The organism is Mycobacterium colombiense (genome assembly GCF_003284975.1).
Lineage (GTDB): Bacteria > Actinomycetota > Actinomycetes > Mycobacteriales > Mycobacteriaceae > Mycobacterium > Mycobacterium europaeum_A.
In genome coordinates this window covers 35,290-48,891 of the sequence record NZ_QMEU01000022.1, presented here as the reverse complement: position 1 = coordinate 48,891, position 13,602 = coordinate 35,290, and the positions used below count along the sequence as shown (strand labels likewise).

At 70.9% G+C, this 13,602-nt stretch carries 14 protein-coding genes; 3 read left to right on the top strand and 11 right to left on the bottom strand.

What is annotated here, in order from left to right; genetic code table 11:
- The first annotated feature begins 22 nt into the window (after positions 1 to 22).
- On the top strand, positions 23 to 763 hold the full coding sequence (locus DQP58_RS27610) for a B-4DMT family transporter (RefSeq protein WP_430915845.1): 741 nt from the start codon (positions 23 to 25) through the stop codon (positions 761 to 763).
- A gap of 36 nt (positions 764 to 799) precedes the next feature.
- Here DQP58_RS27610 and aroQ read toward each other — a convergent pair whose 3' ends face one another.
- From aroQ to DQP58_RS10455, 5 genes are read right to left on the bottom strand one after another with little or no spacing between them, the layout of a single operon-like run.
- Entirely contained in the window at positions 800 to 1,246 is a 447-nt protein-coding gene (gene aroQ, locus DQP58_RS10475) for a type II 3-dehydroquinate dehydratase (RefSeq protein WP_112708331.1), read from the bottom strand.
- Positions 1,239 to 2,327, bottom strand: coding sequence for a 3-dehydroquinate synthase (aroB, locus tag DQP58_RS10470; RefSeq protein ID WP_112708330.1), 1,089 nt, complete (start codon positions 2,325 to 2,327; stop codon positions 1,239 to 1,241). The genes aroQ and aroB overlap by 8 nt, the downstream gene beginning before the upstream one ends.
- Entirely contained in the window at positions 2,324 to 2,848 is a 525-nt protein-coding gene (locus DQP58_RS10465; protein ID WP_112708329.1) for a shikimate kinase, read from the bottom strand. The genes aroB and DQP58_RS10465 overlap by 4 nt, the downstream gene beginning before the upstream one ends.
- Positions 2,848 to 4,053 carry a chorismate synthase gene (aroC, locus tag DQP58_RS10460; protein ID WP_112708347.1) on the bottom strand — a complete coding sequence of 402 codons (1,206 nt, stop codon included), beginning with the start codon at positions 4,051 to 4,053 and terminating at the stop codon, positions 2,848 to 2,850. The genes DQP58_RS10465 and aroC overlap by 1 nt, the downstream gene beginning before the upstream one ends.
- Before the next feature lie 51 nt (positions 4,054 to 4,104).
- On the bottom strand, positions 4,105 to 5,286 hold the full coding sequence (locus DQP58_RS10455) for an acyl-CoA dehydrogenase (RefSeq protein ID WP_112708328.1): 1,182 nt from the start codon (positions 5,284 to 5,286) through the stop codon (positions 4,105 to 4,107).
- Between the two features lie 175 nt (positions 5,287 to 5,461).
- Between DQP58_RS10455 and DQP58_RS10450 the strand changes: the two genes are divergently transcribed.
- A complete protein-coding gene (locus tag DQP58_RS10450; RefSeq protein WP_165827837.1) occupies positions 5,462 to 6,571 on the top strand; it encodes an LLM class flavin-dependent oxidoreductase in 1,110 nt (369 codons plus the stop codon).
- A 5-nt stretch (positions 6,572 to 6,576) separates the two neighbouring features.
- On the opposite strand, the gene DQP58_RS10445 is transcribed toward DQP58_RS10450, so the two are convergent.
- From DQP58_RS10445 to DQP58_RS10420, 6 genes are all read right to left on the bottom strand, one after another.
- Positions 6,577 to 7,008 (bottom strand): prepilin peptidase, encoded by a 432-nt coding sequence (locus tag DQP58_RS10445; RefSeq protein ID WP_112708326.1) that lies wholly within the window; start codon positions 7,006 to 7,008, stop codon positions 6,577 to 6,579.
- A gap of 10 nt (positions 7,009 to 7,018) precedes the next feature.
- Positions 7,019 to 7,858, bottom strand: coding sequence for a shikimate dehydrogenase (locus DQP58_RS10440; protein ID WP_112708325.1), 840 nt, complete (start codon positions 7,856 to 7,858; stop codon positions 7,019 to 7,021).
- Positions 7,833 to 9,080, bottom strand: a complete 1,248-nt coding sequence (locus DQP58_RS10435; RefSeq protein ID WP_112708324.1) for an endolytic transglycosylase MltG — start codon at positions 9,078 to 9,080, stop codon at positions 7,833 to 7,835. The genes DQP58_RS10440 and DQP58_RS10435 overlap by 26 nt, the downstream gene beginning before the upstream one ends.
- Positions 9,073 to 9,579 carry a Holliday junction resolvase RuvX gene (gene ruvX / locus DQP58_RS10430; RefSeq protein WP_112708323.1) on the bottom strand — a complete coding sequence of 169 codons (507 nt, stop codon included), beginning with the start codon at positions 9,577 to 9,579 and terminating at the stop codon, positions 9,073 to 9,075. Before ruvX ends, DQP58_RS10435 begins: the two co-directional genes overlap by 8 nt.
- Complete coding sequence (alaS, locus tag DQP58_RS10425; RefSeq protein ID WP_112708322.1) at positions 9,580 to 12,294, bottom strand: alanine--tRNA ligase; 2,715 nt, start codon at positions 12,292 to 12,294, stop codon at positions 9,580 to 9,582.
- 129 nt (positions 12,295 to 12,423) lie between these two features.
- On the bottom strand, positions 12,424 to 12,813 hold the full coding sequence (locus DQP58_RS10420) for a secondary thiamine-phosphate synthase enzyme YjbQ (protein ID WP_197497906.1): 390 nt from the start codon (positions 12,811 to 12,813) through the stop codon (positions 12,424 to 12,426).
- A gap of 165 nt (positions 12,814 to 12,978) precedes the next feature.
- Here DQP58_RS10420 and DQP58_RS10415 point away from each other — a divergent pair, with 165 nt between their 5' ends.
- Entirely contained in the window at positions 12,979 to 13,602 is a 624-nt protein-coding gene (locus DQP58_RS10415) for a hypothetical protein (RefSeq protein WP_112708321.1), read from the top strand.

Genomic DNA, 13,602 nt, shown 5'->3' with positions numbered 1-13,602 from the left:
GTACTCGCTACGCTTTTGGGCCATGAGTAACTGGATGCTGCGCGGATTGGTCTACGCCGCGGCGATGGTCGTCGTCCGATTGTTCCAAGGTGCACTGATCAACGCGTGGCAGACGAACGCCGGGTTGTTCAGCGTGGTGCTGCTGGTGCTGTTCATCATCGGCGTGGCCGTGTGGGGGGTGCTCGACGGGCGGGCCGACGCCCGCGACAACCCGGATCCGGACCGCCGCGGCGACCTGGCGATGACCTGGCTGCTGGCCGGCCTGCTGGCCGGGGTGCTCAGCGGCGCCGTGTCCTGGCTGATCGCGCTCTTCTACAAGGGCCTGTACACCGGCGGGCTGCTCAACGAGCTCACCACCTTTGCCGCCTTCACCGCGCTGTGCGTCTTCCTGCCCGGCATCATCGGCGTGACCTTCGGGCGCTGGCGGGTGGACCGCAATCCCCCGCCGCGGCGGCCGGGCTCCGACGACGAGCGTGCCGACACCGACGTGTTCTCCGCGGTGCGCGGTGACGACGCCCCCACCGGCGAGATCCCCGCGCAGACCTCCGGCGCGCAGGCCGAGGCGCGGACCGGGTCGGTCGCCACGGCCGAGCGCGAGGCGCCCACCGACAAGGTGGCCACCACCGAGTCGCCGACCGAGACGATCGCCAAGCCCGAGGACGACCCGAAGACCGAGGTGATCCGCACCCGCCGCGGCGACGATGCAGCGGGGGCACCTCCCGCTTGCGGGGGACGAAGCGATGAGGAGGAGCGCCGCAACTAGCCGCGAGGAGCACACCAAGCCGGACCACGACAAGGGCTAGCTGTCGGTGCCGGGCTGTCCGGCCAGATAGCGCAGGGCCAGCAGATAGCCCTGCACCCCCAGCCCGACGATCACGCCGGTGGCGACCGGGCTCAGGTAGGAATGCCGCCGAAATTCTTCGCGCGCATGGACGTTGGAGATGTGCACCTCGATCAGGGGTGCGCTCAGCTCGGCGCAGGCGTCGCGCAGCGCCACCGAGGTGTGGGTGAGCCCGCCGGCGTTGAGGATCACCGGCTCGCCCGCGTCGGCGGCCGCGTGGATCCAGTCCAGCAGTTCGGCTTCGTTATCACTTTGCCGCACAACGGCTTTGAGGCCCAGCGCGTCGGCCTCCCGCTCGATCAGCGCCGCCAGCTGATCGTGCGTCGTGTCGCCGTACACCTCGGGCTCGCGCCGGCCCAGCCGGCCCAGGTTCGGGCCGTTGATGACGTGCACCGTGTCACTCATGGGCCACCCCCGCGTACGCCGCCGCCAGCAGCGCCGGGTCGGGTCCGGCCAGCCGGCCCGGCTTGCCCAGCCCGTCGAGCACCACGAACCGCAGCACCCCGGCGCGCGACTTCTTGTCTCCCGCCATGTATTCCAGCAGCTGCGGCAGCGCGTCGGCGTCGTAGCTGACCGGCAGGCCGAGCGCGGACAGGATGGTGCGGTGGCGCTGCGCGGTGGCGTCGTCGAGTCGGCCGGCCAGCCGGGCCAACTCGGCGGCGAAGACCAGACCCACCGACACCGCGGCGCCGTGGCGCCACTGGTAGCGCTCCCGGCGCTCGATGGCGTGGCCCAATGTGTGCCCGTAGTTGAGGATTTCGCGCAGCTCCGACTCTTTCTCGTCGGCGGCCACCACCTCCGCCTTGACCGCGATCGCGCGGCGAATCAGTTCCGCCAGCACGTCACCCGACGGGTCGACGGCGGCCTGCGGATCGGCCTCGATGAGGTCGAGGATCACCGGATCGGCGATGAATCCCGCCTTGACGATTTCGGCCATCCCGGCGACAAGTTCGTGGGGCGGCAACGTCTGCAGCGTCGCGAGGTCGACCAGAACCGCGTGGGGCTGATGGAAAGACCCGACCAGGTTCTTGCCCGCGTCGGTGTTGATCCCGGTCTTGCCGCCGACCGCCGCGTCGACCATGCCCAGCAGCGTGGTGGGCACGTGCACGATGTCGACGCCGCGCAGCCAGGTGGCCGCCGCGAACCCCGCGACGTCGGTGGCCGCGCCGCCGCCGAGGCTGACCAATGCGTCCTTGCGCCCGATCCCGATGCGGCCCAGCACTTCCCACAAGAAGCCCACGACCGGAAGGTCTTTGCCGTCCTCGGCGTCCGGGATTTCGATGCGGTGCGCGTCAACACCCTTGTCCGCCAACCGGCTTCGGATCACCTCGGCGGTCTCGGCCAGCACCGGCTGATGCACGATGGCCACCTTGTGCCGGTTGCAGAGGAGATCGTCCAGCTCGCCCAGCAGGCCGGTACCGATGACCACCGGGTACGGCGGGTCGACGGCCACCTCGATGGTGACCGGATCACCCGAGCCGGTCATGTCGCGGCCCCCGCGGGAGCCTGCAACCGCGAGACGATGTAGCGCACCACCGCGCCGGGGTTGCGCCGGTTGGTGTCGACGCGGATGGTCGCGGCCCGCCGGTACAGCGGGCTGCGCTCGGCCAGCAGCGCGCGGTACTTGTCGGCGCGATCGGGCCCGGCCAGCAGCGGACGCACGGCGTTGCCGCCGGTGCGCCGCACGCCTTCGGTGGCGCTGATCTCCAGGTAGACGACGGTGTGACCGGCCAGCGCCGCCCGCACACCCGGGGTGGTGACGGCGCCGCCCCCCAGGGACACCACACCGTCGTGATCGGCCAGCGCGGCGCGCACCACTTCCTCCTCGATGCGGCGGAATTCCGGCTCGCCGTCGGTGGCGAAAATGTCGGCGATGCGCCGCCCGGTCTGCTGCTCGATGGCCACATCGGTGTCCAGGAAGTCGACCCCGAGGGCCTTGGCCAGCCGCCGGCCGATCGTGGATTTGCCCGATCCCGGTAGACCGATCAGAACAGCCCTGGGCGCCATTACGCGGTACCCCGGGCGGCCGGCGACTCCCGCTCGGCGACCGCCCGCCGGTAGGACTCGACGTTGCGGCGGGTTTCGGCCAGCGAGTCGCCGCCGAACTTCTGCAGCGCCGCGCGGGCCAGCACCAGCGCCACCATGGCCTCGACCACCACGCCGGCGGCCGGCACCGCGCACACGTCCGAGCGCTGGTGGATCGCGACGGCCTCGTCGCCGGTCGCCATGTCGACGGTGGCCAGCGCCCGCGGCACCGTGGAGATGGGCTTCATCGCGGCGCGCACCCGCAGGGGCTGGCCGTTGGTCATGCCGCCCTCCAGGCCGCCCGCCCGGTTGGTGGAGCGGACCACCCCGTCGGGGCCCGGATACATCTCGTCGTGGGCGCGGCTGCCGCGGCGGCGCGCGGTCTCGAAGCCGTCGCCGATCTCAACGCCCTTGATCGCCTGGATGCCCATCACGGCGGCGGCGAGCTGGCTGTCGAGACGGTTGTCGCCGCTGGTGAACGAGCCCAGCCCGATGGGCAGGCCCAGGACCACCACCTCGACCACCCCGCCCAGCGTGTCGCCGTCCTTCTTGGCGGCCTCGATCTCGGCGATCATCGCCTCCTCGGCCACCTTGTCGAAGGCCCGCACCGGGCTGGCGTCGATCGCGGGCAGGTCGCCCGGGCCGGGCGGCGGGCCCTGGTAGGGCGCCGACGGGCCGATCGCGATGACGTGCGAGAGCACTTCGACGCCCAGCGCCTGACGCAGGAACGCGCGGGCGATGGTGGCCGCCGCGACGCGGGCCGCCGTCTCGCGGGCGCTGGCCCGTTCCAGCACCGGCCGGGCGTCGTCGAAGCCGTACTTGAGCATGCCCGCATAGTCGGCGTGGCCGGGCCGCGGCCGGGTGAGCGGCGCGTTGCGCGCGCTGTCGGCCAGCTCGCTCGGGTCGACCGGGTCGGCGGCCATCACGGTCTCCCACTTCGGCCATTCGGTATTGCCGATCTCGACGGCGATGGGGCCGCCGAGGGTGACACCGTGGCGCACCCCGGACAGCACGCTCACCGCGTCCCGCTCGAACGCCATCCGGGCGCCGCGGCCGTAACCGAGGCGGCGGCGGGCCAGCTGTTCGGAGATGTCCAGGGAGGTGATCTCCACACCGGCGACCATGCCTTCGAGCACGGCCACCAGCGCGCGGCCGTGCGACTCCCCAGCAGTGATCCAACGCAACACGGGTCCCATTGTCCCATGGGCGCCTGCGCTGACTTAAATCCGCGCGCTGCGTCAGAAGAAGCTGCTCTGCGGCAGCTCGACGCCGTTGACCGCGACATCGCCGAGCACCCGCGCCTTATAGACCGTCGGGTTGTGCGAGAACAGCGTCCGCAGGTTGCGCCAGTGCCGATCCAGCAGCGCCGACGCCTGCACGGCCGACGCGCCGCCGGCGTCGAAGACGCGGGAGGCGGCCCGCAGGGCGGGTTCCTGGATCGCGACCTTGACGCGCGCCGCGGCGATCGACGACCTGGTTTCCAGCTCGGGATCGATCCCGGTGTTGCGCGCCGCCTGCAGCGCGGGAGCAAGTTCGGCCGCGGCGCTGTGCACCAGCGCCTGGGCGGCGTATGCCACCGCGTCGATCTCGCCGACGATCTGCAGCAGCTGCGGATCCGCGGTGGGCTCCTCGACGCTGGCGAAGGTGTAGGTGCGTCGCCGCCCCCGCACCAGCGCCGCGGCGTCGGCGGTCAGGGACCGCAGGATGCCCGCGGCTATCGCGTGCAGATACAGCTGCATCAGCGCGCCCCTGGAGCGGTTCATCCCGATGGTGTCGGCCAGCGGGAACACCTCGTCGGGTGCGACGGCGACGTCGTGGAATACCGTTGTGCCGCTGCCTGTTTGACGCTGGCCAATGCCGTCCCAGTCGTCGAGGTGCTCGACGCCGGCCCGGTCCACCGGGATCACCACGGCGGTCGGGACGCCGTCGTCGTCCTGGGCGGTGATGCGCAGATAGTCGGAGAACTGCGCGCCGGTGCTGTAGAACTTCCGGCCCCGCAGCCGCAGCCCGTCCGCGCCGCCGACCAGCCGGGTGTCACGGTCGTTGCCGCCCACCGACTTCTGGCTCTTCTCGGCGTTGGCACCACCGATCAACCCGCCCTCGGCGACCACCGCGATCCACCGGTCGCTGCCCGGCCGCCGCGGTGTGACCTGTAGCTCCTCGACCAACGCGTAGTGGATCCGCAGGATGTGCGCCAGATCCGGATCGGCGGCGGCGAGCGCGATGAGGTGGTCGAAGAATTCGGCCACCGAGTAGCCGGCGCCGCCGTGTTCGCGGGCCAATCGCACCGCGCCCCACCGCTGTTCCCGGACGAGCTTGAGGCCGCGCAGCGGCGGCTCGGTCCCGCCGTTGGCCAGCCGCAGGCGGTAATCGGCCGCGATGTCGGCGAGCACGCCGTCGTTCTGGGGTCCAACGGGCATGCGGGTCAAGGCCTTTCTGGATGAATCGTTGTCGCGTGTACGACAACCAGCCCGAAAGGCTGTCAGGAGCCGACGCCGCGGGCAACGGTTTCCTGCGTGCTGAATTTTTCGGCGGCCGGTGGACTTTCATCCGCGGTGATTCCTGGCCTGACCACGCGTTAAGCGCCGACGGCAGATGCGGCCGCGCGGTCATGTGCCAGCATGTTGTCTGGTGGGTCAATTTCTCTGGTACATACCGAATACCGTCGAGCCGGGCCATCGAGGCGATGACACCGTCGACGGCTGGGGAAGCCTGGACTATTCGGTGGATCTGGCGCTGCGCGCCGAGCAACACGGCTGGGAAGGCGCGCTGATCGGCACCGGCTGGGGCCGGCCGGACACGTTCACGGTGGCGACCGCGATCGCCGCGCGCACCAGCAACTTCGCGCCCCTGGTGGCGGTCCGGCCGGGGTACTGGCATCCGGCGCATTTCGCCAGCGCGGCGGCAACGCTGGATCGGCTCAACAACGGCCGGCTGCTGGTCAACGTCGTCAGCGGCGCCGATGACCTGGCCGCCTACGGCGACCCGGAGGTCGACAAAGCCCGCCGCTACGACCGCACCCGCGAATTCATCCGCCTGGTCCGCCGGTTATGGAGCGAGGACGACGTCACCTTCCGCGGCGAGTTCTACCGCGTCGAACACTCGACGCTGCAGCCGCGCCCGACCGGTGCGGACGAAGGCCGGTACCCGAAGCTCTACTTCGGTGGGGCGTCGGCGGCCGCCGAGCAGGTCGCCGCGACCGATGCCGATGTCCAACTGTTCTGGGGCGAGCCACTGGACGGGATCGCCGAACGCATCGACAGGCTGAAGTCGTTGTCCGCCAAGCTCGGTCGCGAGCACGCGCCGCTGGAGTTCGGCCTTCGGGTGACCACGCTGGTGCGCGACACGTCCGAGGAGGCGTGGCGCGACGCCGAGGCGAAGGTCGCCAAGCTGGCCGGCACACCCACGATGATGCTGCTGCACGACCCGGCGGGGTCCGCGGGCCAGCGGCGGCTGACCGATCTCGCCGAGCGCGGTGAGGTGCTGGACTCCTGCCTGTATACGACGCCGAGCAAGTACGGCGGCGAGGGCGCCGGGACGACCTGGCTGGTCGGCTCGGCCGCCGAGGTCGCCACCGCGCTGCGCAACTACGCCGACCTCGGGGTCACCCACTTCGTGTTGTCGGACACCCCGTACAAGTCGGAGACGGTCCGGCTCGGCGAGCAGCTGTTGCCGCTGCTGCGACCCGCCCCCGCCGGAACCTGAGGGCCTCAGAGCAGCGCCAGCCCCACGCCTGCCGCGCTGGCCAGACACATCGATGGACCGTGCGGCACGGTGGCCGTGCCGCACCTGGGAAGCCGGGCCACCATCCCGAACGCCGCGGTCAGCAGCGGCGCCCCCAGCGCCGCCAGGAACCATGCGCCCACGCCGAAGCACCCGGTCAACGCGCCCAGGCCAAGGGCCAGCTTGACGTCACCGGCGCCCATTGCGCCCCGCGACGCGCAGTGCACGACGAGATAGGTCGCGGTCAGCGCCCCTGTTCCGGCCAGCGCCGGCGCGCCGCGGCCGGCCAGAGCGGCGGCCGCCAGAATCGTCGCGGCGCCGGTCAGCGTCAGCGCGTTGGGCAGCCGGCGCTCCCGGATGTCATAGCCGCTCAACGCCGCCAGCCAGGCCAGCACCACGCACGCCGCCGCAATTCGCATGCGCGGCAGGCTAATCCGGTGCGCCCACCGCGCAAGTCATGGCCTCGCGCGGCGCGGGCCGCCCGGTGAACTGTTCCACCTGCGCGAAGGCCTGATGCAGCAGCATCTGCAGACCGCTGATCACCCGGCCGCCGGCCGCGCTCACCGCGGCGGCCAGTGGCGTCGGCCACGGGTCATAGACGGCGTCCAGCAGCACGCCGATGCGTCCGAAGGCGCCGGCATAGCGCGCGGCCACGTCCGCCGGGATGGTGCTGACCAGCACCTCGGCGCCCGCCACCTCATCGGCCAGCCCCCCGCCGTCCAGGTCGCAGAACCGGGTCGGCACGCCCAGTTCGTCGCCCAGCTCCACCAGCCGGGCCGCCTTGGCGGGGTTGCGGGCCACCACGGTGACGCCGGCGACGCCCAGTTGGGCCAGGCCGGCGACGGCCGCCGGCGCGGTGCCGCCCGATCCACAGACCAGCGCCCATCCAGAGGCCCCGCCTATTGACGCCAGCGCCCCACTGACCCCGTCGATGTCGGTGTTGTCGGCGCGCCAGCCCGCCGGCGTGCGGACCAGGGTGTTGGCCGAGCCCACCCGCCGCGCCCGGTCGGTGCGCTCGTCGGCGAAGCGCAGGGCGGCGAACTTGCCGGGCATCGTCACCGAGACCCCGACCCATTCCGGCCCGAGACCGCCGACCACGCCGGGCAGCTGCTCGGCGTCGCACTCGATGCGCTCGTAGGTCCAGTCGGCCAGGCCCAGCGCGCGGTAGGCGGCCAGGTGCAATTGCGGGGATTTCGAGTGGGCGATCGGCTTGCCGAGCACGGCCGCCTTGCGCGGCGCCGGGCTAGCGGGGGGTGCTGTCGAGGACACCGTTGTGCTTAGCCAGCTCGATGTTGGCCAGGTGTTGTTGATAGTCGCGGGTGAACAGCGTCGTGCCCTGCGCGTCGATGGTGACGAAGTACAGCCAGTCACCGGGCTGCGGGTGCTCGGCGGCGTTGAGCGCGTCGGTGCCGGGCGAACAGATCGCGGTGGCCGGCAAGCCCTGCGACACATAGGTGTTCCACGGCGTCTTCTGGGCCCGGTCGGCGTCACTGGTGGCCACCTCGCGGCGGTCCAACGGGTAGTTGACCGTCGAGTCGAACTCGAGCGTGTGGTGGGCGTGCAGCCGGTTGTAGATGACCTGCGCCACCTTGGCGAAGTCCTGGGAGTTGGACTCCTGCTGCACCAGCGACGCCACCACCAGGATGTCGTACGGCGACAGGCCCATGGCCTGGGCGGTGTCCACCAGCCCGGACTTGACGTACTCCTCGGCGCCGGCGCCGATCAAGGTGGCCAGAATGGCCTCGGGCGACGCGGACGGATCGATGTTGAAGGTGCCCGGCCCGATCAGCCCCTCGATGCGGCGGTGGTCCTTGCCGAGTTCACCGACGGGTTCGGTGGCCCACGGCGGCACCGCCAACGCCAAGGGAGAACTGTTGGTGGCGGCGGCCCGCAGACCCTCCACCGGGACGCAGTGCGTGTCCCCGTCCAGGTCGACACAGGTGGCGCGCGAGATCAGCGTCAGGATTCCCGGCGTCACCACGTTGGTCTTCATGTCGGTGGTGTCGTCGAGCTGACGGCCTTCGGGAATGACCAGCCGGCCTACCCGGCTCTTCGGGTCGGTCAGCCGCGCGACCGCGTTGGCGGCCGGGATCTCGGTGCGCAGCCGGTAGAAACCCGGCTGGATCGCGTTGATGGCGCTGTTGCCGTGCGCGGCGTTGACGAACGCCCGCACCGTCTTGATGACCTGCTCTTTTTGCAGCGTCTCGCCGATGTTGGTGGTCGAGTCACCGGCCTGGACCTGAATCACCAGGTCCCGCTTGCCGCTGCCGGTGTAGTCGTCGCCGGACCCGAACAGCGCGTGCCACAGCTTGCCGCCCACCAAGACACCGGCGAGCACCACCACGACGAAGATGGCCAGCGCGACCTTGCCGGCGAAGCGCCGCCGCCGGCGGCCCCGTTCGGCCTTTCGGGCGACGCGGCTCGACCTGCGCCCCGACGACGCACCCACCGCCTCGGGCTCGGCCCGTTCCCGCCGTGCGCTGTCAACCATCGCTGAGCTCCCCCGCCACCGCCGCGCGGCGCTGATCCAGCCAACTCTGCAGGATCGCCACCGCCGCGGCCTGATCGATCACCGCACGCTGTTCTTTGGCCCGCATCCCGGCCGCGCGCAGCGAGCGCTGGGCGGCCACGGTGGTCAGCCGCTCGTCGGCCAGCCGCACCGGCACCGGGGCGATGCGCTGGGCCAACGCGTCGGCCACCTCGATCGCGTCGAGGGCCGACAAGCCGGTGCGATCGGCCAGCGTGCGCGGCAATCCGACCACCACCTCGACGGCTTCGTATTCGGCGACCAGCGCGGCCAGCCGCCGCAGGTGCTTGCCGTTGCGGTCGCGGCGCACGGTCTCCACCGGGGTGGCCAGGATGGCGTCGGGGTCGCTGCAGGCCACGCCGATGCGCACGCTGCCCACGTCGATGCCGAGCCGTCGTCCCCGGCCGGGGTCCTGGTGAGGATCGCCGGGCCGGTCAGGCGAGCGGTGCTGTGTCAAGACCACTCAATCGACCCGCGCTATCACGGCGATCTCGGACCGTACCGCGTCGAGCGCTGCGTCGATGCCCGCCGGATCCTTGCCGGATCCCTGCGCCAGGTCCGCCTTGCCCCCGCCGCGGCCGTCGACGGTCGCCGCGAGCTGCTTGACCAGGTCGTTGGCGCGCAGCCCCAGGTCCTGGGCGGCCGGATTGGCGGCGACGGCGTAGGGCACCGACCCGCCCTCGCCCTCGGCGATCAGCGCGACCACCGCGGGATCGCTGCCCAGCTTGCCGCGGATGTCGCCGACCAGGGAGCGCAGATCGCCCGCCGTCATCCCGCCGGACATCCGTTGCGCCACCACCCGGACGTTACCGATGCGCTCCGCGCCCGCCGCGGCGTTGGTCGCGGCGGCCCGGGCGCCGGCCAGCCGGGCGCGTTCGAGTTCCTTCTCCGCCGCTTTGAGGCGCTCCACCAGATTGGCCACCCGGGCAGGCACCTCGTCGGAGGGCACCTTCAGCGACGACGCCAGCCCCGCCATCAGCGCGCGTTCCTTGGCCAGGTGCCGGAACGACTCCAGCCCGACGTAGGCCTCCACCCGGCGCACCCCGGAACCGACCGAGGATTCGCCCAGGATGGTCACCGGCCCGATCTGCGCCGAGTTGTGCACGTGGGTTCCACCGCAGAGCTCGAGCGAGAAGGGGCCGCCGATCTCCACCACCCGCACCTCGTCGGGGTAGGCCTCGCCGAACATGGCCATCGCGCCCATCGCCTTGGCCTTCTCCAGCTGCTCGGTGAACGTGTGCACCTCGAAGTCGGCCTGCACGGCCTGGTTGGTCACCTCTTCGACCTGGGTGCGCTGCTCTTCGGACAGCGGCCCCTGCCAGTTGAAGTCGAACCGCAAATAGCCGGGGCGGTTGAGCGAGCCGGCCTGAACGGCGTTGGGGCCCAGCACCTGTCGCAGCGCCGCGTGCACCATGTGGGTGCCGGAGTGGCCCTGGGTGGCGCCGCGGCGCCACTGCGGGTCGACCGCCGCGACGACGGTGTCGCCCTCGACGAATTCGCCCGACTCGACGTTGACCCGGTGCACCCACAGGGTTTTGGCGATCTTCTGCACATCGGTGACCGCGGCGCGGGCGGTCTCGCCGGCGCCCGTCCCGCTGATGGTGCCCTCGTCGGCGATCTGGCCGCCGGCCTCGGCATACAGCGGCGTGCGGTCCAGCACCAGTTCGACGCGGTCGGCCCCCTCGGTGCCGTGGGTCACCACCGGAACCCGCTTGCCGTCGACGAAGATGCCCAGAATCCTTGCCTCGGAAGTCAATTCGTCGAAGCCGGTGAACTCGGTGGGCCCGGCGTCGACCAGCTCGCGATAGGCGGTCAGGTCGGCGTGGGCGTGTTTGCGCGCGGCGGCGTCGGCCTTGGCGCGGCGGCGCTGCTCGGCCATCAGTTCGCGGAAGCCGGCCTCGTCCACGCGCAGGCCGGCCTCGGCGGCCATCTCCAGCGTGAGCTCGATCGGGAATCCGTAGGTGTCGTGCAGGGTGAAGGCATCCGACCCCGAAATCGCCTTAGCGCCGGAGGATTTGGTGGTGCCGGCCACCTCGTCGAACAGCTTCGAGCCCGCCGCCAGCGTGCGATTGAACGCGGTCTCCTCGGCGACGGCGATGCGCCGGATCCGGTCGAAGTCGGCGACCAGCTCGGGGTACGACGGCCCCATCGCGTCGCGCACCGTGGCCATCAGGTCACCGACGATGGGCCCCTCGATGTCGAGCAGCCTGGCCGAGCGGATCACCCGGCGCAGCAGCCGGCGCAGCACGTAGCCGCGGCCGTCGTTGCCGGGAGTGACGCCGTCACCGATCAGGATGGCGGCGGTGCGGCTGTGGTCGGCGATAATCCGGTATCGGACGTTGTTGGCGTGGTTGCCTTGCTCATCGTCTGGGTCATACCCGCGGGGCGCCCGGGCGGCGGCGGTGTCGATGACCGGGCGCAGCAGGTCGGTCTCGTAGACGTTGTGCACGCCCTGCAGGATGAACGCGACCCGCTCCACGCCCATGCCGGTGTCAATGTTCTTGCGCGGCAACGGCCCCAGGATCTCGAAGTCGGCCTTGCCGGTGCCCTCGCCGCGCTCGTTCTGCATGAACACGAGATTCCAGATCTCGATGTAGCGGTCCTCGTTGGCGATCGGGCCGCCCTCGATGCCGAACTCCGGCCCGCGGTCGTAGTAGATCTCCGAGGACGGGCCGCACGGGCCGGGGATGCCCATCGACCAGTAGTTGTCTTCCATGCCGCGGCGCTGGATGCGATCGGAGGGCAGGCCGGCGATCTCCTGCCACAGCTGCACGGCCTCGTCGTCGTCGAAAAAGACCGTCGTCCAGATGCGTTCGGGATCCAGGCCGTAGCCGCCCTGCTCGACGCTGTTGGTCAGCAGGGTCCAGGCCAGCTCGATGGCGCGTCGCTTGAAGTAGTCGCCGAACGAGAAGTTGCCCGCCATCTGAAAGAACGTGTTGTGCCGGGTGGTGATGCCGACCTCGTCGATATCGGGCGTGCGGATGCACTTTTGGATGCTGGTGGCGGTCGAGTACTCGGGAGTGCGCGCGCCCAGGAAGTAGGGCACGAACTGCACCATGCCCGCGTTGACGAACAGCAGGTTGGGGTCATCGAGGATCACCGATGCGCTGGGCACCTCGGTGTGGCCCGCCTTCACGAAATGATCAAGAAACCGCTTCCTGATCTCGTGTGTCTGCACTTTCCAGCCCGCTTCTTTCCGTTACTTCGACGTCTGGCTCCCAGCCTATTCGCCGGGTGTGAGAAGCCCATCTCACGACGCATTTCGACCGCTCACAGTACCTGCCCTGGCGTGCCGGGCGTTCGGCCGCTAACCCTCCAGAAAGCTCAGCCGCACCGAGCGTTGGGGGTTGTCCCGATTCAGGTCGACCAGGACGATGCTTTGCCACGTGCCCAGCATCGGCTCCCCGCCCGAGACCGGCACCGTCACCGACGGCGCGACGAGCGCCGGCATCACATGGTCGGCGCCGTGGCCCGGGGAGCCATGCGAGTGCCGGTACCGGTCGTCGCGCGGCAGCAGCCGTTCCAGCGTGTCGACCAGGTCGTCGTCGGAACCGGCACCCGTCTCGATGATGGCCACCCCCGCGGTGGCGTGCGGGACGAACACGTTGCACAGGCCGTCGCCGCGCGACCAGCAGAACCCGCGCACCGCCTCAGTGAGATCGACGATGCGGCGGCGCGAGGTGTCCACGTCCAACACATCGGTATGCACCCGGACAAGCCTACGGCGCGACCGTCGCGACCAGCCAATCGTTTGTGAGCGCGGCCACAGTTGGGCATTGCGGCACGCAACCGGCAGGAGGAAGGTAACTGGTGGGACCGGTGGCGCCACCGGGGTGCCGCCCCGAGACAGAAGGGGTCGACCGTGTACGCACGTTCCACCACCATCCAGGCGCAACCCCTGTCGGTCGACATCGGAATTGCGCACGTTCGCGACGTCGTCATGCCCGCCCTCACCGAGATCGACGGGTGCGTGGGGCTGTCGCTGTTGGTCGACCGGCAATCCGGCACCTGCATCGCCACCAGCTCGTGGGAGACCATCGAGGCGATGCGCGGCAGCGCCGAGCGGGTCGCACCCATCCGTGACCGGGCCGCGCTGATGTTCGACGGCAGCGCGCGGGTCGAGGAATGGGACATCGCCCTGCTGCACCGCGACCACCCGTCCCGCCAGGGCGCGTGCGTGCGCGCCACCTGGCTCAAGGTGGTGCCGGATCAGCTCACGCGGTCGCTGGACTTCTACCGGTCCTCGGTGCTGCCCGAGATGGAGGACCTCGACGGGTTCTGCAGCGCCAGCCTGCTCGTCGACCACCCCGCATGCCGCCGGGCGGTCACCTGCTCCACGTTCGACTCGATGGAGGCGATGGCCCGCAACCGCGACCGGGCCAGCGAACTGCGCAGCAGGCGGGTGCGCGAGCTGGGCGCCGAGGTGATCGACGTTGCCGAGTTCGAGCTGGCCATCGCCCACCTGCGGGTGCCCGAGCTGGTCTAG